Origin of the sequence: Nodularia spumigena CCY9414, assembly GCF_000340565.2 — a bacterium.
Classification (GTDB): domain Bacteria; phylum Cyanobacteriota; class Cyanobacteriia; order Cyanobacteriales; family Nostocaceae; genus Nodularia; species Nodularia spumigena.
The window spans coordinates 2241400-2266477 of sequence record NZ_CP007203.1; the positions used below are offsets into that span (position 1 = coordinate 2241400).

At 39.9% G+C, this 25078-nt stretch carries 13 protein-coding genes and 2 pseudogenes; 10 read left to right on the forward strand and 5 right to left on the reverse strand.

From position 1 onward, the window contains the following. The first annotated feature begins 58 nt into the window (after nt 1-58). The gene (locus NSP_RS10050) at nt 59-4273 is read left to right on the forward strand and encodes a DEAD/DEAH box helicase (protein WP_006198504.1); all 4215 of its coding nucleotides are present in this window, start codon (nt 59-61) and stop codon (nt 4271-4273) included. 30 nt (nt 4274-4303) lie between these two features. On the opposite strand, the pseudogene NSP_RS10055 reads toward NSP_RS10050, so the two are convergent. Continuing rightward, nucleotides 4304-4726: pseudogene (locus NSP_RS10055) on the reverse strand (RNA-guided endonuclease InsQ/TnpB family protein); the annotation flags it as partial. Between NSP_RS10055 and NSP_RS10060 the strand changes: the two are divergent. Beyond that, the gene (locus tag NSP_RS10060) at nt 4697-5185 is read left to right on the forward strand and encodes a DEAD/DEAH box helicase family protein (protein ID WP_006198506.1); all 489 of its coding nucleotides are present in this window, start codon (nt 4697-4699) and stop codon (nt 5183-5185) included. The pseudogene NSP_RS10055 and the gene NSP_RS10060 overlap by 30 nt on opposite strands. Nucleotides 5186-5247: 62 nt before the next feature. Here NSP_RS10060 and NSP_RS10065 read toward each other — a convergent pair whose 3' ends face one another. Further along, nucleotides 5248-7920 carry a zinc-dependent metalloprotease gene (locus tag NSP_RS10065; RefSeq protein ID WP_006198507.1) on the reverse strand — a complete coding sequence of 891 codons (2673 nt, stop codon included), beginning with the start codon at nt 7918-7920 and terminating at the stop codon, nt 5248-5250. Between the two features lie 650 nt (nt 7921-8570). Here NSP_RS10065 and NSP_RS10070 point away from each other — a divergent pair. Genes NSP_RS10070 through NSP_RS10085 form a run of 4 tightly spaced genes read left to right on the forward strand, consistent with a single transcriptional unit; the run spans nt 8571 to nt 15975 of the window. Continuing rightward, nucleotides 8571-9251, forward strand: coding sequence for a ferritin family protein (locus NSP_RS10070; protein ID WP_231859571.1), 681 nt, complete (start codon nt 8571-8573; stop codon nt 9249-9251). 32 nt (nt 9252-9283) lie between these two features. Further along, entirely contained in the window at nt 9284-11827 is a 2544-nt protein-coding gene (locus NSP_RS10075) for a two-partner secretion domain-containing protein (protein WP_044482752.1), read from the forward strand. A gap of 60 nt (nt 11828-11887) precedes the next feature. Next, on the forward strand, nt 11888-13588 hold the full coding sequence (locus NSP_RS10080) for a ShlB/FhaC/HecB family hemolysin secretion/activation protein (protein ID WP_006198853.1): 1701 nt from the start codon (nt 11888-11890) through the stop codon (nt 13586-13588). Next, nucleotides 13543-15975 carry a CHAT domain-containing protein gene (locus NSP_RS10085; protein ID WP_017804031.1) on the forward strand — a complete coding sequence of 811 codons (2433 nt, stop codon included), beginning with the start codon at nt 13543-13545 and terminating at the stop codon, nt 15973-15975. The genes NSP_RS10080 and NSP_RS10085 overlap by 46 nt, the downstream gene beginning before the upstream one ends. Here NSP_RS10085 and NSP_RS10090 read toward each other — a convergent pair. The 3 genes and pseudogenes from NSP_RS10090 to NSP_RS27375 all read right to left on the reverse strand — a co-directional run. Continuing rightward, nucleotides 15936-16949 (reverse strand): hypothetical protein, encoded by a 1014-nt coding sequence (locus NSP_RS10090; protein ID WP_006198855.1) that lies wholly within the window; start codon nt 16947-16949, stop codon nt 15936-15938. The genes NSP_RS10085 and NSP_RS10090 overlap by 40 nt on opposite strands. Nucleotides 16950-17459: 510 nt before the next feature. After that, nucleotides 17460-19085, reverse strand: coding sequence for a serine/threonine-protein kinase (locus NSP_RS10095; RefSeq protein WP_071839372.1), 1626 nt, complete (start codon nt 19083-19085; stop codon nt 17460-17462). Between the two features lie 141 nt (nt 19086-19226). Next, nucleotides 19227-19298, reverse strand: a pseudogene (locus NSP_RS27375) (4-Cys prefix domain-containing protein); the annotation flags it as partial. Nucleotides 19299-19479: 181 nt separating this feature from the next. Here NSP_RS27375 and NSP_RS10100 point away from each other — a divergent pair. The 4 genes from NSP_RS10100 (at nt 19480) to NSP_RS25305 (ending at nt 25069) form a co-directional block, all read left to right on the forward strand. Beyond that, the gene (locus tag NSP_RS10100) at nt 19480-20904 is read left to right on the forward strand and encodes a helix-turn-helix domain-containing protein (RefSeq protein ID WP_006198857.1); all 1425 of its coding nucleotides are present in this window, start codon (nt 19480-19482) and stop codon (nt 20902-20904) included. 658 nt (nt 20905-21562) lie between these two features. Then, a complete protein-coding gene (locus NSP_RS26280; RefSeq protein ID WP_006198858.1) occupies nt 21563-21739 on the forward strand; it encodes a hypothetical protein in 177 nt (58 codons plus the stop codon). After that, nucleotides 21736-24891, forward strand: coding sequence for a DUF3854 domain-containing protein (locus NSP_RS24055; RefSeq protein WP_144360523.1), 3156 nt, complete (start codon nt 21736-21738; stop codon nt 24889-24891). Before NSP_RS26280 ends, NSP_RS24055 begins: the two co-directional genes overlap by 4 nt. Beyond that, the gene (locus tag NSP_RS25305) at nt 24866-25069 is read left to right on the forward strand and encodes a hypothetical protein (protein ID WP_044482753.1); all 204 of its coding nucleotides are present in this window, start codon (nt 24866-24868) and stop codon (nt 25067-25069) included. Before NSP_RS24055 ends, NSP_RS25305 begins: the two co-directional genes overlap by 26 nt. Nucleotides 25070-25078: the final 9 nt, after the last annotated feature.

Genomic DNA, 25078 nt, shown 5'->3' on the forward strand with positions numbered 1-25078 from the left:
AAGCATCATAGTCGTAAACGTAAATTAATAAAATTATTTAAATAACTAAATTAGTAGTATGACAAATTTTGAACCTAGTACCACAAAACTACAAAAACAACTCGTGCAAAAATACTTCGAGTTATCCCCTTCTGCCCAAAAAATTATCCAGTTATTTTCAGTAATTTATGCGCCAATAGATAAAAAATCATTCATAAGCTGTCTTAGTCAAGCTGACATCTTAGATGAAAAAAACAAACCTTTTGAGATAAAAACCCTGAGTTACCAACTCGATAAATTGTTAAAAGCAGGTTTGTTAGTACAGGAATGCAAGACAGGTCCTGAATGCCATCCGCTACTCACAGAAATTGCGACTCGTCATGCTTTACAAACTGGACAGTTAGAAACATTAGTCATAGCAGTGGAGTTAAAGCTACCCATACGCACTCACTGGCAAAATGATTGTAGAATTTTCTACAGTCTCCGCGAATGTATCAGAGAAATCCGCATTGGTATTTATCGTCAAGACCCTAGTTTTATTAACAAGCAAATTGAAGATTATCAGAAATACGGTGATAGTGAAGAAAAAATCTCCATAGAAAATATCTTCGAGCAGATATGCAATAATCCCTTTGATGCAGATTGGTTTAACACCTTACCACAAGAATTATATGAACTCGGTATATCTAGTATCCTCCTCAATTCAGCCTTAAAATTGTCTACATCCGAAGAAGTGTTTACACTGCTAGAAGAAGAATGCTCTACACGGGGGAAACATAGCTCAGATTATCTGCAACTGATTTTCACAGAACAATTACTGCTACGGGGCTGTATCCAAGAAGCACAACAAAGTTTAGAGCGTATATCTGATAAATATCGAGATCATACCCTTGTCTTTTGGGGCTGGCTGAGTTTTCTGCGGGGTGAGAACGACCAAGCTATCAAATATTATACAGATGCTCTCAAAGCTTTGAAAAAAGCCAAGGGGAAACGCCAAATATATTTCAATACAATCGGCGGCTTATTTTTTATCCTAGCACTGTTAAAAGATGGCTCAATGCAACGCCTCAAAGAAGCAGAAGAGTATGCCAGTCTCATTTCTCGTCAATCAGATCATTGGCTCAAATTTAGTTATGCCAGACTAAAAATTATCCTCCAAGTTCAGCAAGGTGATATTAACCAAAAACAATTTATAGTCAGCGCCTACATTTCTGCGGTAGAAGAAGAAAATAGCTTACAAACATTGTTTTGTTCTCTGTGCCTTTACTGGATGGATGCTGAGAGTGCCAAAAAACGCTTACCTGATTTACTAGAACCATTCTATAGGCGATCGCTTGCATCCGGTCATCACTGGCTGGCAATGGAAAGCGCAGAACTCTTATCTCGACTCAAACCCAGTAGTAACTATAGTCAACAAGCCGCAACACTGCGCGAAGATAGCAGCATCCAAACCATCGTAGACCTGATACAACCCCAGGAAGCTTGGGAAATGTGCCTCAATGCCCTAGCAAATCTCCAGAAAGTACCACAAACACCTGGAAAAGCTGAGTCAGAACTACGTTTAGCATGGTTCATTACCTTCTATCCTAGCAAATGTATCTTGCAACCACGAGAACAAAAAGTTAATGCCAAAGGAGAATGGAGTAAAGGTCGCCCCATAGCTATCAAACGTTTAAGTAATAGCTTGAGTGAGTTCAATTATATTACATCCCAGGATATGCGGGTATGTAGTTGTATAGAGGCATATAATGATGGTTCTTATTACGGCAAAGTCGAGTATACCTTCAGTGAAAAAGCCATCTCTGCCTTAATTGGACACCCGTTAGTTTTTTGGGAAGATGCGCCCAATATTCGTGTAGAAATTGTTAAGGGAGAACCAGAACTACTAGTCAAAAAAGGCAAACAAGGTCGTCTCACCTTGGAATTTTCGCCCAAGTTAACAGAATCACAAAATGTTCTCAATATTAAAGAAACACCAACCCGGATCAAAGTGATTGAAATTACCGCCGAACACCGACGCATTGGTGAAATTATTGGCAAAGATAATAAATTAAACGTACCCGCCATTGCCGAGAAGCAAGTCTTGGCAGCCATCAATGCCGTTTCTGGTATCGTCACCGTGCATTCTGATATTGGTGGTGGGTTAGAAGGAGCAGAAGAAGTACCCGCCCAAACTTTACCCCATATTCACCTGTTACCCGCTAATACCGGATTGAAAGTCACCCTGTTGTCGCGCCCCTTTGCCCAGGGTGGCCCCTACTACCGTCCTGGTGCAGGAGGTGAAACTGTAATTGCCGAGATTGACGGCAAACGTCTCCAAACCAGACGTAATTTGCCAGAAGAAAAGCAACTTGCCCAGGCCGCTATAGCCGCTTGCCCCACATTAACTCGAATTGAAGAACAAGATGGTGAATGGGTAATAGAAGACCCAGAAGAATGTTTAGAACTGCTGCTAGAACTGCAAACACTGGGAAACAGCGTCGTCATGGCCTGGCCAGAAGGAGAAAAACTGCGTGTTCGCCACCATGCAGACTTGAAAGACTTTAATTTATCAATTCAACGACAACAAGACTGGTTTGCAGCCACTGGGGAGTTGAAATTAAGTAACGATTTGGTGCTGGATATGCAGCAACTACTAGAACTTTTAGAGAAAAACCCCAGTCGTTTTATCCCCCTTGGGGATGGTGAATTTCTGGCTTTAACTCAAACTTTTCGGAAACGCCTCGATGAATTACGAATGTTTTCGGAAAAACACAACAAAGGTATCCGTTTCCACCCATTGGCAACATTAGGGTTAGAGGATTTTGTCGATGAGGTGGGCAAGGTAAAAACCGATAAACACTGGAAGACACATATCCAACGGCTCAAAGAGGTGCAGAACCTCCAACCAGAACTGCCTTCTACGTTTCAAGCCGAACTACGCGACTATCAAATGGATGGCTTCTGTTGGTTGGCGCGTCTGGCACATTGGGGTGTGGGCGCTTGTTTGGCAGACCAAATGGGACTGGGTAAAACCGTGCAAGCATTGGCTGTCATCCTCAACCACGCCCATGAGGGACAAACCCTAATTATTGCCCCAACTTCCGTGTGCATGAATTGGGTGAGTGAAGCGCAGAGGTTCGCCCCTACCCTGAATATTGTGCAGTTTGCTGGTGCTAATCGCCAAAAATTACTGGATGAACTGCAACCGTTAGATATGTTGGTATGTAGCTATGGTTTATTGCAGCAGGAAGAAGTAGCTCAAATGCTTTCTGAGGTGCAGTGGCAAACGATTGTGCTGGATGAAGCCCAGGCGATTAAAAATATGACTACTAAACGTTCTCAGGCAGCCATGAATTTGAAATCTGGCTTTAAACTGATTACAACTGGGACTCCCATTGAAAACCACCTCGGTGAGTTGTGGAATTTGTTCCGTTTTATTAACCCTGGGTTATTGGGTTCTTTTGAAAGTTTCAATCAACGCTTTGCTATCCCCATTGAGAAATTTCAGGATAAACAAGCACGTAATAAACTTAAAAAACTGATTCAACCATTTCTGTTGCGGCGGACAAAAAATCAGGTGTTAGAAGAGTTGCCTGACCGGACTGAGATTTTACTTCATGTGGAATTGAGTCGGGAGGAAATGGCATTCTATGAAGCCTTGCGCCGTCAGGCAATATCTAAACTCACTGAAAGCGATGCCGAGGCAGGAAAGAAACATCTGCAAGTTTTGGCGGAAATTATGAAACTACGTCGCGCTTGCTGTAATCCTAGTTTGGTGATGCCTGACACTGAATTACCTAGTTCCAAGTTACAACTTTTTGGTGAGGTGCTGGGTGAACTTCTGGAAAATCGCCATAAGGCGTTGGTGTTTAGTCAGTTTGTTGATCATTTGCACATTATTAGAGATTATCTGGAACAGCAAGGTATTAATTATCAATATTTAGATGGTAGTACGCCAGTGGCAGAGCGGAAAAAACGGGTGGATGCTTTCCAAGCAGGAACAGGAGATGTATTTTTAATTAGTCTCAAGGCGGGTGGTACTGGGTTGAATCTGACCGCCGCCGATTATGTCATCCATACTGACCCTTGGTGGAATCCAGCAGTAGAAGACCAAGCTTCCGACCGCGCCCACCGTATTGGGCAGCAACGCCCGGTAACTATCTATCGCTTAGTGGCAAAGGATACTATTGAAGACAAGATTGTAGCATTGCATCACCACAAGCGCGATTTAGCTGATACCTTGCTGGAGGGTACTGATATGAGTGGCAAGATTTCCACAGAGGCGTTGCTGCAATTGATTCACGACAGTTGATACAAAGGCATCTAGATGTATACATATGAACTACCCACACTGACTTGAAGTACCAAGAACAGTGTCGGCTTCTGTACTCACAGGGGAATGCCGCAACTTAGACTTTCGCCCAAGCCTTGGTCTGACATCCCCTCCTACAGCAGAGACGGCTGAACCTTCCGCCTTTATGATTCTGATCCCCTCGGCTCTAATATTTATCGCTGCGTTTCCATCACGGTCATGATGAGTACCACAATGAGGACAAGTCCATTGCCTCACATCCAATGGCATCTCACTCACTTGATGGAAACAATTAGAACAGAGCTTGGAACTGGGAAACCATCTATCAATCTCAACCAACTTTCCACCTTTACGCTCTAGCTTATAGGCTAGAAAATTGGTGAATGTTCCCCAACCAACATCAGATATTGCCTTCGCCAAATTGTGATTACAAACCATACCTTTGATTCGGAGTACCAAATTCAGTGGGGGACTTACGGCGTAACATTTAAATTTAACCATTCCCCGGCTTTAGAAGCTCTAAAAACCGGGAAATCTGACCCCATCAACTTTTACGAGGCACGTCTTGACCTGTTCAATCTCTCGGTCATGGCAGACTATGACCAACTTGTTTGCCTGCCAACCCTTACAGCCATAGACAAATATTGGTATCAAATTGAAACAGCCAGGAAAGTCCTCAGACAACTCGGTGGACGGGCATTGTTAGCAGATGAGGTGGGATTGGGCAAAACCATCGAAGCGGGGCTGATTATCGCCGAATACTTAGCCAGGGGAATGGTCAAGTCCATGCTACAAGCACGAAGTATGAAGCAACTAGGGACGAAGACGCGTCAAAAATCTGTAGAAGTTTCTGCTAGCAACGAACTAAGGGATGTAGAAACCCATAGTTCAGGCGGAGCCAACTATGGGTAGTTCATCATGACATTCAAGCTGAAAATCCCATTTTTTACTGGTTAATAAATTTTCCCTCCCACTTACTGATGGGAGAATAACTCGGCGTTTAGTGTTTTGGTGATGCGATCGCTCGCAAATTGCAAGTGAGCTATGGTATAGATATCCAGTTTTTCACCAAATTCTTTCAGGCTAATATCAATATCTTTTCGCAGTTGGCACAATTTATACCAAGCTATTGTGCGACCATCTTCGGGTGTGTCTGTAGGATGCAATATGATTTCTAGCAAAATATTTAAGTGTTCTTGTTGCAATGAACGGCGGACGCTGGAAATTGTCTGTGGTTCTTCTGGGGCTAATACTTCTGTCCAGATACCTTGTTGCAGGGTGTCAAACAATTCGGGGATAGAAAGTGCTTCTCCCGGCGGAGATTTTAATTCTATATCTCGTAACCGATTTAAGCGATCGCCATCTAAGAGCGATCGCAATATTTCGCTTTGGAACCGGATAATTGTTTCGTGAATAGGATAATCAAGGCGATTATAGGGTACAGAATTACCCCAGTGTTGCCAACGCGAAGGTGCTAACTGATTCAGTAATTGCGGTGAAAAATTGAAAACATCCTCAGCAAAAACATACTCCTGTAATTTTGTTAATACTTGACGTTGTTTGAGCAGCGAAACTGGTACAAATGCCCAATTAGGATAATCATTCACATGAAGACGCTGAAATGATTGTCCACCAATATATCGAGGCAATAAGTTGGCGTTCCGAAAATAATATTTAAGTATTTGGTTAAATAAGACACGGAGGTGACTATAGCTTTCTCCTGGCGATAAATAACCCTTGTCAAGACGCTGCCACATTACACGGGCATTATCCATTTGCCCCTGGGAATACAATAGGACATCGCTACTCATATCCCACAGATTTGCCAAAGGATTAATATCCCAAATATCTTCATCAGTGGCGTAAGATAATTCAGCTTGAGGCGATGCTAAAGCAATCTCTTCTAAAAAACTTTTTTCGGCTTCTGGGTGAACATTAGTTTTATAACCATAGACAATCGCCCATTCATCGTAAGGGCCAACCATCCCTGGAAAATAGTCACCTTGCACGATTCCTGGTGGCGCTATATTCACGGGGAGATAATCCATCACTGAACCGACTAAACCTTTACTATGAGTGATTTCAGGATTATTTAAATCTTCAGGCGCTAACATTGTGCTACCGTGAAAGTTATGGCGTAAACCAAGAGTATGCCCAACTTCATGAGCGATTAAAGAACGTAAATATTGATGTACATAATCCTGCATGGCTTCACTACTCGGTGTAGTTTTTTGCAAAATTGACAACGCTAGCGCCCCCATCGCTGCTTGCTCTGAAGATTCCATCCCATAGCAGACATCATCGGATAATCCTGTTCTGTCTAAGCTGCCCATTGTAGGTAAATTACCGGGACATTGGTTTTTACCCAGTGATGAATTTGTTGCCATCAATGCGCGATATTCGTGCTGAATTGAGCGCAACATATTGGCATCTACGATAATATCTGCATCCAATATTTCCCCAGTAAATGGGTTGACACGCACTGGACCTCTGGCAAAACCTGCATCCAGAGAATTGAACCAGCGAATAGTGTTGTAGCGGATATCTGCGGGTTGCCAATCAGCATCATCTGGCATTTGTCGGACTTCAATGGCATTTTGGAATCCAGCTTTGGCAAATGCTTTATTCCACATTAAGATACCTTCACGAATTGCGTCACGGTATGATGAAGGGACAGCATTTTCAATCCAAAACACAATCGGCTTTTTCGGTGGAGATATCGCTGCATCAGGGTCGGATGGTTCTAAATGCCAACGATTGATGTAACGTACAAATGGTTCGTAGTCTTTATGGTCAGCAAAATTTTGGAAAGCCGTAATAAAATATCCCACTCTGTCGTCAGCCAGTCGGGGAATATAACCGTTATTTTCTGGGAGTTGGGAAAAGCTGTAATGTACTTGCAGCGTCAGCCCTCTGCTATCAGGTAAAGTAATTAAATTGGCTCCGTCTGGTGAGGAAAACCCGTAAATTGCATCTATTTCTATATTCTCTGGAAAACTGTTGACAGCACCAAAATATGACTTGCTTTGTTCTAGGCGATAATCAGCCTGCAAAGAGTATTTTAATAGGGGGGTTAATCCGGGAAAATCCTGCATTAACAGATTATCTAGATTAATTAAAATATTTTTACTGTATGAATCAATACTTTCAATTGGCAGTGAATACAGAACCGAGTCGCTAAATGAACGAGCCAGCGATCGCTGTTCTGGTTGATTTGCTTCTGCACGAAATTTCACATTCCGCACCACAAAGTGTAAATTATTATTAACTCGCCGCCAGTAGAAGAGGAAGTCAGAAAGTGGTAAACCACTATAAAGCCCACTTTCCCCAATACCCGATTCTAATGTCACTGTCGCCAGGTAATTTTTATTCAGTTGCTCTGGTGTAATTTCCCAATAAATTTGACCTGATTCCTGACTGGAATAAAGTGTGAACAGTCCGGCTAATTTATCAGTGGCTTTGATTATTTCCCGAAATCGGGGCCAATCTTCCTTCCTATTCTTCCCAAAGTTCTCAACTTCTGGGAGTAAGGTTAATTGCTGCACATCAGTAGAGGAAAGTTGGCTAGCTGCTGCGTAATTAAAATTGTGTAGCAAGTTGTACACTAAGATTATGCAGATTACTAATTTCGTGATCCAGTTTTTCATCCTTTAGTTTTTTCTCTCCAGCAGTGCTGATATCGAGAACCATCTCTGTATCTATGGTCGGGAACAGTCCCGTGATTTACAGCTTCACGTAATTTTTTAGTTATAAGATAAAATTCATCACATAGCAATATTTATGTCTTCAGATAGATGTTTTTTGATTATATATGTATTTTAAATATTAAATGTGTTTCATACTACATTTAACTAACAGGGAGCATCCCACTTTGGCAAATATATCTTTTCAGTCTAACGGTGGAATCAGGCTCTTACGGCTTAATGAAATATGTATCTTCCCTGTTGGGATGCTCCCAACTAAAGCAAAAGTTGCTACCCTATTTCAATCAACTACTTAAATCTCCGTTTGGGAAGGTATAAGCTTGAGGAAAGCTTAGTTTACTAGGTTCACGGTATACAACAAGAGAGTTGCTTAGTACATGACATTCACTAAGGCTAAATGTACAAAGATATCCCTATTTTGTACACTTTGATGGCATTGTTTTTTCTAGCTTGGATTTAACATTTTTGGCAATAGTAACTTGATAATAACATTAATTCAATCACCTAATTAAACAAAAATTTGATTTTTTATTTTAAATATTTTATTGTGTATAAAGTTGCCAAGATGTCTAAAAATTTTAAAGAAACGACCCATGAATCTTATAACTTACATGATGTATTTGGCCAGCTCTGGAGCTACTGCATATTACACTTCCTCTCAAATACGTGACCCTAAAACTCGCCCCAATGTCCTTGCCGGATTACAAAAATCAGAAGCCAGTTCCGTTAAATTTCTTTCCGCACTTAGTGAACGTGCATTTAATGAAGGGGATAATTGGTTAGCAGAAAAATTAAAGAAACACGCATCAGATGAAGTTCGGCACAGCCAAATTTTTGCCCATGCTCTCAAACAAATCAACAACAAAACTAAAGATATAACTTCAACTGAAAAGCAGCCCACTGAAAGTACACAGCATCAAGGAACTCCTTTCTTTGCATTATACTTTCATGGTTATTCTCAGGAAGATTTGCAACCTGCGGTCATTGATTGGAATGTATTTGCAGCCAGCACCTATATTTTAGAAATTGATGCTGGTAAAGACTTTAAACGCATGGCTAACGTATTACCAGATAATGAACAAAGCTCTCGTAACCTCAAACAAGGATTGTTAAATATTGCTCAAGACGAAACTGGTCATGCTGCTTATCTTTATGAAGCTATGATGCGTCAAATGCCTCCTATCAAAGTACAAAACCTTGTGGATGAATGGCGTACCCGTAAAGTGGATGCGATATTTAAATTAGCTGGTGAAATTTTTCAAGGCATTAAATAATACAAATTCATTCATTTTGATTTAAATAAGCCATGAAAAGTAGATATCTTCAGACTTTAATTACTACTACTATAGTCTCAAGCTTTGTGATTTGGTCAAATATTTCTCAAGCTCAAATAAAACCAGATAGCACTTTACAAAAAAATACTAGAATTAGGTTAGAAGAAAATATAAAAATTATTGAAGGTGGGACTAGAGCAGGTGGAAATTTATTTCACAGTATGCAGCATTTTTCAGTTCCCAGTGGAATTACAGCCTACTTTAATAATCCTTTGGATATTCAAAATATTATCACTAGGATAACTGGAAATTCAATTTCTAATATTGATGGTTTAATTCGTACAAATGGTATAAGTAATTTATTTTTAATGAATCCTAATGGAATTATTTTTGGTGAAAATGCCAGACTGAATATCGGTGGTTCATTTGTTGCTACTACGGCGACTAATATCAATTTTGCAGACGGATCTCAATTTAGTACAATTAATCCAACCTCTAAACAAATACTAACTGTTAACATACCTATTGGACTAAGTTTTAGTGGAAATAATGGAGCCATAAATATTAAAAATACAGGGCATAACCTGAAAAATGAGGATTTTAGATTTCCTCTTAATTCCAATAGATTTTCTAATGGCTTGCAAGTCAATTTGAGTAAAAATTTAGCTTTTATTGGAGGAGAAATTGTATTAGATGGAGGAATTATTAGTACAAACACTGGAAAAATTGAACTAGGAAGTGTTGATACAGGGGAAGTTAATATAAATTTAGAAAAAAATAATTTTATATTTCAATATGATAATGTTGTAAATTTCCAAAATATAAAATTTTTACAAAACAGTTTAGCTTATGTTAGTAGCCTGGAAGGTGAAGGAAACACTATTAATATTCAGGGTAAGAAAATCCAGATTTCAGATGGTTCACTGGTATTTAGCCAAAATCATGGTTCCAAACAAGATGGAAAAATTTCTATAAATGCTACTGAAATTCTGACAGTTAAAGGTGCATCACCATTTGGTATTAGTGGTATTTACACTAGCAATTTCGGGAAGACACCAGGAGAAAATATTGAAATTAATTCAAAACAAGTTGATATTGAAGGAGCGCAAATCGCAGCCAATACTTTTAGTAATTTTTCAAGTGGCAACATAGTTATCAACCCTACTGAATTATTAAGAGTTGCTGGTAGTAATCCATCTCCAGGTAATTCTAATGGTTATGGTGGAATTAATACTTTCAGTTATATTAATTTTGGAGATGGGGGAAATATTAGAGGAAATACAAAAAAAATAACCTTAGAAAAACGAGGAAATATTAGTACAATTTCTAGTTCTTTTGGCAATGCTGGACAGGTCAATTTAACAGCAAAAAATATTAGTCTAAAAGATGGCAGCAGTTTAGGTTCCACAACTTTCAATATGGGAAAAGGTGGTGATGTACTGGTAAATGCCAGCAATTTTATAGAAATTATTGGTAGGTCTACTTCTGTCGGCCCTAGTACAATTAACGTTGCTACTTTCGGTAGTGGTGATGCTGGTAAATTAGAAATCAATACCTCAAACCTCTTTATTAGAGATGGTGCTGCTATATCTACAAATACCGTTTCTTTTGGAAATGCTGGTCAACTTACTATTAATACCTCTGAGAGTCTAGAAATCTCTGGAAAAAATCTAGATTCAAATTTAGCTAGTTCTATAAGTTCATCCGCAAATATTCTAGATGATAGTTTAAGAATCAGGTTTAGCAGAGTACCACTAATTCCTACTGGGGATGCTGGAGAATTAATAATTACCACCGGAGATTTATATATTCAAGATTTTGCTCAAATTAGTGTCAGAAATGATGGTTCTGGAAATGCAGGAATACTTCAAATTGATGCTGACTCTATAAATATCAGTAAACAAGGAGGTATTACCGCAACAACTGCTGTCGGACAAGGAGGTGATATTTTGTTGCAATCAAAAGATGTCCGCTTAAACAATAGTATTATTTCTGCTACTGCTGGTCAGACAGGTACAACTGGTGATGGTGGTAATATTAATATTAATACCGATACATTACTGGCCTTAGAAAACAGCAGTATTACAGCTAATGCTTTTGAAGGAAGAGGAGGAAATATTCAGATCAACACTCAAGGATTTTTTCTGTCCCCTGATAGCCGAGTAACGGCCAGCTCAGAACGAGGAGTTGACGGAACTATTGAGATTAATACTTCTTCCATTGATTTCACCAAGGCTGCTTTAATACCATCAGTAGTTGAAGTTCCCCAAGTTACCAATGTTTGTGCGGCTTATTCACAGGGAGAATCCGGAGAATTGGTCATCAAGCCAGCAACCGTTCCTCAAAATCCTGGCAATTTGAACAGTCTTTCTGGCTGGGAAGATAAAGAAGATTACCAGGAAAAAACTGAAGAATTGTCAGATAAAACATCTCAAAAATTGGTTGAAGCCCAAGGCTGGAAAAGTAACCCCGATGGCACAATCAGTTTTACAAGTACGCCTAATGATGTGGTGCCTTACGGTTCTTCAACTACCCCTCCTTGTGTGAATTCTTCTCACTCTCAAACAAACGATTAATTCATCTCATGAAAGCGGTTATGGGCTTCTCCACACCCTAACCCCTTCTTAATATTTTCTATGCTCAAAATCAAAATCCAGTACATTTTTGCAACTACTTTTATCTTTGCATCTCAACCACTACTAGCACAAGAACGAATCCCCACATTTCCTCAACAACCACCTTCTGTTTCTCCCTTAACGCCAGAAGAGGAAATCAAACTAGTTCCTCTATCTCCCCCACCTTCGCCACCTGAAATTACTGGTGAGAATATACAAGCCATTAAGGTAAAACGCTTTGTTTTTGAAGGCAACACAGTATTCTCCAATCAAAGGCTTGAAGAATTACTTGCACCTTTTATTGGCAAAGAAATTACTTTTTCAAATTTGCTGCTAGCTCGTGCAGAGATTACTAAACTGTACGTAGACAATGGATACATTAGTTCTGGAGCATATCTGCCCATCACAGAAAACCAAGCAATTGACCCGAATCAAGCCGTCATCACTATTGGCGTTGTTGAGGGAAAATTGGATAAAATTAACGTTGTAGGCACTTCAAGCTTAGAACATTATATTCGTTCTCGCTTACCCAACACTTCAACGGTACTGAATAGCGATCGCTTACTGGAAGATTTGCAACTATTACAACAAGATCCCTTGATTTCGTCAATTACAGCCGAACTGATCGAAGGCACTCGCTTACAACGACCTGTTTTGACAGTAACGGTTAAAGAACGCGAACCATTTAAGGTAGAAGCTATTTTGGATAATTCTCGCTCTCCAGCCGTGGGCAGTTTTCAACGCCGAGTTGAGTTAACCCATGCTAATTTGCTGGGCTTAGGCGATCGCTTTATTGTTGGCTACAGAAATACAGAGGGTAGCAACACGATAACCACCAGCTACACTGTGCCGATCAATCCACAAAACGGCACTCTGCAATTCTTTTACGCCAACACCTCATCCACTATTATTGAACGCCCCTTCACTAACTTGGATATTCTTTCTGATGCTCGTGCTTACGAAGTGACTTTCCGGCAGCCATTGCTACAACGAGCTACGGCTAATTCCAACCAAGAATTTGCACTGGCTTTAACTGCTTCGAGACTAGAAAGTGAATCTTCGTTGCTCAACACTCCTTTCCCGTTGAGTATTGGGGCTGATGCTACCGGACGAACAAGAATTTCTGCCGTGAGGTTTTCCCAAGAATGGATAGACCGTAGCCGTCAACAAGTGTTATATGTTCGTTCACAATTTAGCTTGGGTATTGATGCTTTTAATGCAACTATTAATGATTCTGACCCTGATAGTCGTTTTTTTGCTTGGAGGGGACAAGCTACTTGGGTGCGGCGGTTATCAGCGAACACTCTGCAAATCAGGGCAGATATGCAATTGGCTGACAGACCGCTTCTTCCTTTAGAACAAATCGGGCTAGGAGGCGCAAATTCTGTGCGTGGTTATCGCCAGGATACGTTTTTGACTGACAACAGACTTCTACTATCAGCCGAATTCTACATTCCTGTGTGGCAAGAAGAAACCGGGATTTTACAACTCATTCCTTTTCTTGATCTAGGTACTGCCTGGAATCATAGTAATGGCACAAATAATACATCAGTCACAACAGGTACTCTGGGGTCTTTTGGACTTGGCTTGCAGTACCAGTTGGGCAATCGCTTCAATGCCCGTCTTGATTTGGGAATTCCCTTATTTTCTGTTAATACAAATTCCGACGCAAAAACATGGCAAGAAAATGGTATCTATTTTTCTCTCGGCTATCAACTTTAAAGTATTTATTTTTAGGCATATTTCTATCATTGCTGATAATTTTTTCTCCAAATCAAACGATTGCGGCTCCCACGCCAGGACAATTGAACCAAAAGGGATTTACTCAACTACATCAAGGACTTACATCAGCAGCATTACAGACTTGGGAATCAGCTTACCGTGCTTACAAAAAACTGAATGACACCGAAGGAATGACGGGTAGCCTGATTAATCAAAGTTTGGCATTACAAGCTAATGCTTCATATTCTCGTGCTTGCCAAACTTTAATTCAGGCTTTGAAGATGGAAAATTGGGTTTGTCACCCAATTCATTTACAACGTTTTTCCCAGACTGAATATCAAGAACGTTTAAATCAGGCGTTACAAAACCAACCCTTACAAAAAGTCCAAGTTGTGGGACTTCGGAATCTTGGGGATGTACTGCGGCAACTGGGAAACCCAGAGTCCTCTTCTCTGGTGCTAAACAAGGCTAGTACAATAGCGCAAGATATTGGATTGGAAGCACCTAATTTATTACTGAGTTTAGCTCATACAGAACGCTCACTTTTTGCACAAGCTAAAAGCAGATATGAGTTCATAGATGAACCCCTATCTAAACAAGAAGCACTGAATACAGCCCAAGTTAAACTTATGGCGGCTCTAGAACTTTATCAACAAATAAATACCATTCCCGCACAGTTAAATCAACTAAACTTGTTATTAGAATCTAGTGATCCCAACCCACAATTAATTCAATCTTTAGTTCAAATTTTATTAACTAACCAAGATCAATTTTCAGAATTACCCACCATAGAAGCTATCTATGCTCGAATTAAACTAGCTCAATGCTTGCTCACAATCAATGATAAATTATCAACAGCACTGGCACTAAGTCAAAAAGCTTTATCATTAGCTGATAAATTGGAAAACCAGAGAGCAAAATCCTTTGCTTTGGGAACTCTTGCCAATGTTTACATTCATTTGGGTCAAGAGTCGAAATCAATCAAATATCTCAGCCAAGCTATGGGAATTGCTCAATCAGTCGAAGCTTGGGATATTGCTTATGAATGGCAGTGGCAATTAGGTCAATTGTACAAAAAAAGTAATCGTATCCAGGAGGCAATCCAAGCATATACGGCTGCTGTTCACAGTCTAGAACTCGTTCGCAACAGTATTTTATCAATTAACCCAGAAATTCAATTTGCTTTTAAAGACAAAGTTGAACCCGTATATCAAGAGTATATGGAGTTACTGTTGTCTCAAGATAACATCAATTTTAGACAAATTATCCAAACTCAAGAACAGCTAAAATTAGCTGAATTAGAAAATTTCTTACAATGTGGTAATTTGATTCCTAAATTTTCTTTACTGGATGTTCAAGATTCTTCTAGCAAGATCCCACATACTATTTATTTAATTAAACTGAAAAATCAAATAGAGGTAATTCTTCGTAATCCAGAAGGTGATTTTTATCATCATAATCTAGAATTAAATTTAGCTGAAGATTCTATTAATACACTAATTAAATTTCTGCAAAATCAACGGTTCAATTCTTTTGCCGAAACTGATTTTCTGCTTTATCCTCAATCTCTATATAAATTATTACTTGCACCGATCAGCAAGTATTTACCAGAAACAGGTAATTTAATCTTTGTTTTGGATACTTATTTCCAAAACTTGCCCATCTCTATGCTACATGATGGTGAAAAATATTTAATTGATTCTTATAATATTTCCGTAGCTTCAAGTTCTCAATTTTACCAAAATCAGGCTTTCAAACCAGGACAGTTAAGGGCTTTAGTCGCAGCAATTTCTGAAAAAAGCCCGAGTTTTAGAGATTCTTTAGTTCCTCCTAATTTGAATCCCTTACCAGAGGTTAAGGCAGAAATCAAAAGTATTAGGAAAAATACTGTTTCTACCTCCGAACTACTTAATCATCAATTTACGAGCGATCGCTTTCGCCAAAAAATTGCTAATTCCCCTCTACCAGTAATTCACGTCAGTACTCACGCGCAATTTAGTTCTGACCCTGAGCAGACTTTCATTTTAGCGTGGGATCGTCCCATGAATCTCTGGGATTTGAATGTTTTGCTTAAACGGCAAAATAGTCAATCATCGATTGATTTACTGGTTCTCAGCGCTTGCCAAACAGCTAAGGGAGATAGGCGTTCGGCATTGGGTATTGCTGGATTAGCAGCCCAGTCAGGCGCACGCAGCACAATTGCAACTTTGTGGCTAGTAAATTCTGACTCTACTGTACAACTAATTAGCAAATTTTATGAAGGTTTGAAAAATGGGCTTCCGAAAGCCGAAGCACTTAGACAAGCTCAATTAAGTTTACTTTCTAGTCCTAAGTACAGTCATCCTTATTACTGGGCAGCATTTGTTCTGGTTGGTGCTTGGGACTGACTTTCCAAAAGTTTTACCCCGGCTTGTGCCTTAGCCAATTCTTCCGCATCATTTTTTTGCCTAGCCAACTTTACTGCTTCTGCGTATGCTCTTTTGGCAGATGCTAGTGAATTAGTTTCTAGCAAACCTGTCTCCAGATAGCGATCGCCTAACATTCGATAAATAGCAGGATTTTGAGTCCCATTTTTAGTTCGTGCTGCCAAGACTCCAATGGCCTCTGTGAGCAAGTTTTTCGACATATACACTGCATCTAAATCAATAGCCAGAGCATCTTCATCCAAACTGAGGCTTTCAATTTGCTCAATAACACTTTTTATCCCTTGTGCTTCTAACTCTGGTAATACGATGGTGACAAAGGAATTAGCACTAACTGGTTTATCTCCTTGATTAGCAATGATAGTTATCTGGTAAATACGCCCAAACTGCATTGCTGGCAAAGATGAGGGGTACGGTAGTGAGGTATTTTGAACATTCTTAGACCAGTTGACTCCCATCCCGTTTACCTGAATTGTGTAACTTGTGGCTTCTGGTACATTTACCCAGGATAATCTAGGACGGGTATTGAGAATTCGACCTACGTAGGGAGTAATTAGCTGAGGCTTATTTTCAGTTTCTCCTGTCCCTCTGGTGTTGGAACAATAACCAGGAGTAATTGGAATACATATATCCCGCGATTGGGGTACTTCTGTTTTACATTCATCTACAGCATTCTTACTCTGCTGAATTTCTAAAATTCTTCGACTGGCATAGCATATAATTTTTACCTTAAAACCATTCGCTGGTTGAATTTGATCTTCAGGACAAATTAAATTTCCTACCGATAAATGCAGATCACCCCCATTAATCACTCGTCCCACAGGATCATCACATACACGCTTTGCAAATCTTTGCTGTTGCCCACACACACTGCTGGAACTTGAAAGAACTAAGAGTAAAGCAATTATAATTTTATCTATTGCTCTAGCAGTGGTCATAAAACATTTCAAATAGGTAAATCCAGTCAGTCTTATAATTTATACACGTACTAAATCTTAGCAAGTGAAATGTATTATGCAAATCTCTCTTAAGAGAGATTATTATTTTTTCTTGTTTAAATATGTGATTATGACTTTAATAGTATTAATATTTACACTTAAGCTGATTAACAAGATAACACCTCTATCATAGGATAGATTGTTATAGCTATTTACACAGATATAATGTATTTAACCAGTTGTTTAAGTTGCCTCTTAACCTACGGGAGCATCCCAACTTAGAAAATATATACGCCTTATGTGAATTAAAAATCCCCAAGCAATAGCAAGGGTTTTAGGCTGTGGTTTAGCCAAGATATTTAGTCGCATTGACGTATTTACGCCTTTCCAGACTCCAACTCACATAAGCCGTTATATATTCCATTAAGCCGTAAGAACCTGATTCCACAGTTAGACAGAAAAGATATATTTGCCAAAGTAGGATGCTCCCACTGCTTCTACTTTCTTCAGTTAGTTTTTGCTTAGACGATCTAGTAATTGCTGCCGCCAAATAAGTACTTCTGGTAGGCTTGATTCAGCTATCATACATACTTCCCATAAAATTCTAGCGTTAGTAGTTTCATCTACAGCATCTTGTACTTGCGCTAACAAACAATAAGTATCTGTTTTAGTCGCATCGATTTCCATTGACTTCTGTAAATATTTATCCGCCTCAATATATTGTTGCTGCCCTAATTTAGCCCAACCTAAATTTTTATATAACGTAGTTTTTATTTCGGGCTTTTCAGTAAGATTTAATCCTTGCCTTGCCAATGCCTCAGATTCATAATAATTTCCTTCTCGATTTTTTAATCGGGATAAATTATTGATAGGGGCTGCTGCCTCTTTGTTTAGTTTAACCGCTATCTTATATTGTTTCTCTGCTAATTCATACTTATTAGCCTGGTCATAAAAATTACCTAATTCATAATGTAATTCCCAGTCGTTACCTCTAATCTGTAGGGCTTTTTTATAATTATTAATTACACATTCAACCTGATTTAAATACTGACAGACTAGCGCTAAGTTTCTATATATATCTATATCTTGAGGATTATATTGGATTGCCTTTTCATAATAAGTTTTAGCCAATTGCAAATTTCTAAAATTGCGCCCAGCTTTTTCAAAATAAAAACTAGAAATCCTTTGATTCATTCGAGGGTTAATTTTAATAGCCCAATTAAAAAACTTCTGGGCAGTTTCAGATTGTTTTTTAGTTTCTAAGTTTTGTCCTTGAGATACAAAATAATTAGCTATTACAGGTAATAACATATTAAACATCCCAAGTCCTGTGAAGCTAACTAATCCAATCACAATCAATATAAATGTTTTAGATTTAACGAACTTATCGAAATTAGTTTGTGAAGGAAGCTTTTTTAATCTATGTAAAATTATTTCGTTGGTTTGTGGGCGTTGTCCTGGAAAAGGAGCCATCATTTCATCAATTAAATCAGCAAATCGCTTACCTATCTGTGGAGCTTTGTTTCTCCAAATTAACTGCCCCGTATTTTCATCTGTAGGTAATTTAACTAAAGGTATAGCTGTAATTAAATATACAAGTGTTCTTCCTAAAGCATAAAAATCTGATTGGGGTACTGCTTTTCCATTGATTTGTTCTAATGGTGTATAACCCGGTGAGACGATAGCCGTAATTTCATAATTTCCCATCCGAGTGCTGGTTCCACCACTGGCACTTACTTTTGCTAAATAAGTATCGGTAATTCGTCGTGCAGCCCCAAAATCAACCAATGCCAGCCGACCATCTGGTTGAAGAATAATATTTGCTGGTTTAATATCTCTATGGAAAAACTCTGTATGATGCACCACATCTAAAATCTCCACAAGATGTTTCAGCCACTTTACAGCTAAAGATTCCGAAATGCGCCCATTAGACTGTATCCATTTTTGCAAATTTTGTCCCTCAATTTTATCCATTACTAGGCATCGCAATGTTAGAGGGCTATTATTAGGAACAAATGTAAAAAAGTCATCTATGGTACTTCCTGGGATACACGGGTGATTTAAACGCCTCAAAGTTCGGGATTCTCGCTCGAATAACTCCACTAACTTAGAATTACCCCATTTCAGAACCTTCATGATTCTCAGTCTACGAACTGTATCCCACTTAGTCCCCGAATCATCTACTTCAAATACTTCAATGCGTACATACGGATCTTCTGTAAGTTCTCTCAACGGCTTAATTAGGCGAATCCGTCCATGAATCACTAGAGAAGTCCCACAAGCGAGACATTTTTCGGCATTATCTGGATTCTCTCTAGCTTCGCAAAGTGGGTTGATACAGTATGTCACATCTCATCCTAATGATATTCTTCAGTATAGCTAGATATTAACTGCATTATTTGATGATTAATCTAACTTAAGCTAGAAATAACGGCATTTGTGAGTTATCATCCGAATGTAGTGGATAAAAAGTCACATATACAGTATCATTACATCTAAGACACACTCTCACAGTAACAGCTGGGATTTTATGGGTTATAGTGCTTCTTCACAAGAAAATTTACTGATACAGTCATGTAATATACAATCATCTTATCAATATACAGAGGATGATGATTTACAAACATTAACTTTGGAGGAAGCTTTAAGTGTTTTGAATGAACTAGTCTCCAAAGCACGGGGCAAACCCTTATCTGAGCCAGAAATCACGGTTGTCAGAGGTGCTTGGAATGGGCAGAACTATGAAAAAATGTCTGAAAACTCATCTTACAGCCAAAATTACTTGCAGCGTAGAGTAGCAACAATATTATTTGATACACTCACAGAAATTATAGGGAATGGTGAACAAGTGTGCAAACGAAATTTGCGAACTTGTTTAGAAGCTTTCATGAGTCAAGATGCAATTTATGGGAGTCAAATACCTGATGTTTCTAGCTTTTATGGACGAGAAGCAGAACTAATTCTGCTCAAAGAATTAATTAAAAAACAGCACTGTGTATCACTTGTAGGAGTTGCAGGTATTGGTAAAAGCTCATTAGCAGCAAAATTAATTACAGATATTAGTACCAATAAAATTTTAGGATTTGATTATTTAATCTGGAAATCGGTAGCTCACACACCACCAATTGAAGATTTGGTAACAGAATTATTAGAAATTTTAGATCCTGAGTTTGTTCAGCCACATCATACACAAGCAAGTATTACACACTTGCTCAAATATCTACAAAAAAAACGTTGCTTGATTGTCTTAGATGACTTAGAACTGTTAGGGCAAAATTTTGAGCAGAAATTAGATTATTTATTTTTTATTCGCCGTGTAGTAGAAGAAACTCATCAAAGCTGTTTGATATTAACTAGTCGAGTTTTACTCGATGAGTTTGATGATTTACTCAATGCGAAAAGACCTTTTCAATTCATAAAACTTGAAGGTCTAGATACAAACGCATCCATGCAATTTCTGTTTGACAGAGGATTGACTGACCCAAAAAAATGTCATCAATTAATTCAAACTTATCGTGGTAATCCTTCGGAATTAACAGCCGTAATTGACCGAATTTATCATCTGTTTGGTAGTACAGACATATTTTTTGAGAATCCAACTACTCTTGTAAGCAAAAAGCTTGAAAATATACTTAATGAAATAGTTGGACAGGTATTACAAAACATTCACAAACAAATTCTGATTTATTTAGCAGAAAAAGTAGTGGGTGGTTCAGAATTAATTAGTATCACGACAATTTTGAATAACTTTAAACGCCAAAATACTATATCAACTTTAGATGTAGTCAAAGCATTAGAAATTCTTGAAAAAATGTCATTAATCGAAACTGTGAAAAACCCAGTTACTCAGGAAATTAGTTTTACTCTTCAACCAGTCATCAAAAAGTATGTTATGACAGATACGCGAAACCTAATAAATGACTCTAATCCTTCAAACTTGAAAATGGCATCCTAGAGGTAATTATGAATAAAGATAAATTTAAAGTGAAATTTAACTCCAAAGATATATTTAAAACTCCCACTAGTCATTATCCAAAATGGGCAGCAGCAATTGATACTCGGTTCCGCTTCACACCATATTCAAGTTTTGCTCTCAGCCTCCGAAGTAGGTTCTGCACGAGTACAGGGTAATCACACGCTTCAGATTACCTTCTTAAGAATTCTTAACAAACGTGGAGGTTTCAAGTAAAAGAAAAAAGATACCAGATGTACAGAAGTTTTGTAAGATCAAGCTAAAGCAAAAAGGAGGGAACAAACAACATCAAAAATTTAAAGGACAAAACGCACTAAGAAGTGTCGCTTCGTCCTCAAACTGAAATTGAATAACCTCAAAGCGGGGTGATCTCCAACAAACCAAATACAGTGGTGATTAAAAAGTTTGGCGACTTTTCCACTGACTGGTTAAACGAGATTGAATCCGCGCTACTTCTCATATTATATGAGAAGCCACACGAATGTACCAATTTCTTGTGGCAATTTGGCTATTGAAATTACGAAAAATTAAAAAACATTAAGTTTAATTAAGAAAAATTTCAAATTTCATAGACAAAAGCCGTAGTAGCGCAATCAACCCCCTCTGAGGCTTGTAAACCAAGAAATCAGGGGAATTTACCGTGTTAAGTCACGAATATTCAATATTAGAGCTAGGTGTGGATCAACAGGCATTGGGGATAAATCCAATACCTCAAACCTTAGCAGAATGGCTCAAAAGCTTTGAAATAGCGATTTTTATCAGGCAGCCAGTCACAGAAGAAGAAAGGGGGCTGAGGAGTGGAGGTAGCGAATCATGACTTACCTCAATGCTTCTCAGAAAAATCTACCAAGTCCTAAACTTACCCGTGACCCAGGTGAACCCCAATATCCCAATGACTTAATTGCGGCTGAGTACCATCAGTTGGCAGTAGGTAGCGCCATTCACCCGGCATTGATTGAGGGCAACTTCTTTCACATTGAGGGAGAATCAATTTACGATTACTTGTTTATCTCCGATAAAATCCCCCGCAAAAATGCCGGACGAGTTACAGAAGGATACATTAAGCGGTATCAGCATTTGCTGTTGGGTGGGATATGGATTAAGTCCCTTGACCCGTTCAAAAATTGGCAACCAATGGAATGGGGGCGGATTAAGCCGAACTTCCCCCGCATTGATTGGCAAAAAGGTAAGCCAGTTAAGTACGAATCACCCCCCAAAACAGCAAACAGAGTTACCTACTTCGATGTTGCTAACTGTATTTGGGACAAAATTGCAAAGCGTTACAACATTAAGCGATATCATTCACTTTTAACACTGCGCTTACTAGATCAAGTCAATCCACTCCTGTTCTGGGAATGGATGAAGCGGCACTCAGAAATTCCCATCATCTTATGCGAGGGTGAGAAGAAAGCAGCCTGTTTGCTGAGTTTGGGGTTTGTCGCGATCGCACTCCCTGGAATTTGGAACGGGCGTGTCGGTAAACAGGATTTCGATGAACGTTTGCACCCTGACTTAGTGCCACTAGCTCAAGCGGGACGCAAGTTCATTATTTTATTCGACCACGAAACCAGTGATAAAACACGTTGGTCAGTGTACCAAGCAACGATACGAACTGGCAAAGTGATTGAGGCGGCAGGTTGTACTTGTGAAGTTGCGTCACTACCAGGGCCGGAGAAAGGTGTTGATGATTTCGTGGTTGGTCGAGGCAAAGATGCCAATACATTACTGAGTGCGATCGTTGATGATGCCAAATCACTTCAAGATTACCAGCGTTCATACCACAAGAGAAAGTGGGGTTTGAGCAAGTACAAGCCAGATGTGACAGTCAACGTTAAATATTTGTCTCAAGCTCTTTATCTTCCCGAACTACCAAGGGAAGAAGAGGACAAGGTGCAGGGGGCAGGGGGCAGAGGAGAAGAAGAAAGGGGACTGGGGACTGGGGACTGGGGAGAACAGGAAGGGTCGTTAAACAACCCTCTGTATAAAGTAATTTCCAACTCCCCCCCGCTCCCTGCCCCCTGCCCCCCTGCCTCTTTCCGCTTTCCCAAATCAGGGCTGGTGGCGTTGTGGAGTGACATGGGTACGGGAAAAACTGAACTCATGCGCTGGTGGCGTGACCAAAACCCAAATACGCGATTCCTCAACAACGGGCATCGTGTCAACCTCCTGAAAAATCTAGCCGAACGCTTGCAGACGGCAATGTATTCAGAACTTGGCTATGTGGGGTTAACTAAAGCTACAGCCCTTAGTATCACCATTGATAGCTTACATAAACTGAATACGCAAGCTTTAACCTACGGCTGCGTATTTATTGATGAGGCTTGCCAATACTTAGTTCATCTACTGCACAGTAAAACTTGCAAAGAACATCGCGCGGCCATACTGGAGGTACTGGAATATATAGTATACAATGCCCCACTGGTGGTCATCGCTGACGCTCACATGGATGACCTGACAGTGGATTTCTTCCGCGCCATGCGACCAGAGGGAGAAATTCCTTACATCGTCAAAAATGAGTGGAGAAATGGCGATCGCACTATTTACTGGTATGAAGGTAATAGTTCCAGCGCCCTAGTCGCCCAAATCTCGGCGGCGCTGATGGCCGGACAGAAAATCATGGTGGTCAGCGACTCGAAACGTTTCATTAAGAAACTGGAAAAATCATTGTTAGTTAAGGTTGAAGAATCTTCTAACTCTGACCAAGCCCCGTTTGGGCAGGGTGTGGGGTGTGGGGTGTGGGGTGTAGGGGAGAAAGAGCATCGAACAACCAGTGGATCACAAGCATCGTCTTCTCAAGACGATTGTATTGGTGGGGGTTCCAAGCCTCGACCAATACCGTCTTCCCTACACCCTACCCCCTACCCCCTACACCCTATTCATGACGAGTCTTCTACACCCTTCAAAATCTGGTCTATCCACTCGGATAACTCTGGCAGTGAAGAAAATATCGCTTTCATTAAAGATATCACCAACGCCGTTAAATCCCTCGATGCCTTGTTCACTTCCCCCAGCTTGGGAACTGGTGTAGATATCTCCCAGTATCATTTCGATTTAGTGTTTGGTGTATTTCATGGTGTTAGCCAAACTGCTACCGAATGCGCCCAACAGCTGTACCGCTATCGTCCCAAAGTCCCGTTTCACGTTTGGGTAGCCCCTCGCCCTCCCTTTGGCTACAAAGATACTAACGCCACCAAGATTAAAGAACGACTGCTGCAAACCAATGAAATGACTGCTTTTCTCTTGCGAATTGACCGTGAAACTGGAAAGCGGGGCGCGGAGAAAGATTGGGCGCTGGAAGCTTACTGTCAAATTCAAGCCAACCGTAGCCAATCGATCAATAACCTGCGTGATGATTTGCGATCGCTCCTCACCTTCATGGGTAATACCTTTATATCTGTCGGCAGTGACGATGATCCTAAAGCCACCGAGCAGTTGAAAAAAGCAGCCGCAGCTTTGGACACTGCCTATCACTCGGCTATTTCCAAGGCTCGTAATATTTCAGCTAGTGAGTACCGCGCCCGTCAAAGTAAAGATTACCTCAAACCCGAAGAAATTTTTGAATGTGAAAAATTCCGCATTCAGGATTCCTACGGTATGGATGTCACCCCTGAATTAGTGGAAAAAGATGAAGGCGGTAGATTAATCAGAGCGCTCGCCTCTCTTGAAGCAATTTTATTAGAACCAGACGACACAATTGTTGACCCCAAAACTGGGAGGCAATACCCTACCCCACCCACAATTGTTACCAGCAAAGACCGTACCGAACGGGACAATTTACCTTTGTGTATCGACTGGGGTAACTACTCGGCAAAGTGGTTAGCGAGATTTAATTTGGGTTTGCATCACATTCTCAAGCGTTTAATTGCTGGGGAAGAAGTTAAGGCCACAGATCCAAACTTACTCAGGATGAGAGCGATCGCCAACGATTGCGCTGCTCCATTGCGTGGAAATACTTCGCTCTGGTATTAAGCAGGGTATAGACGTGATTAAAAACATCCTTAAGCACTGGAATGAGGATTGGCGGTGGCAGACGGTGCTGGAATTGGAAGCGATCGCGCCTAATGTATTGCGCCTTGTCGAGGCCGCAGTTCCAGAATTTTACCAGTGGTTATCTGAAGCGGTGTTGCCTATGGAGTCCAATGGCTAGTTCAAAGCA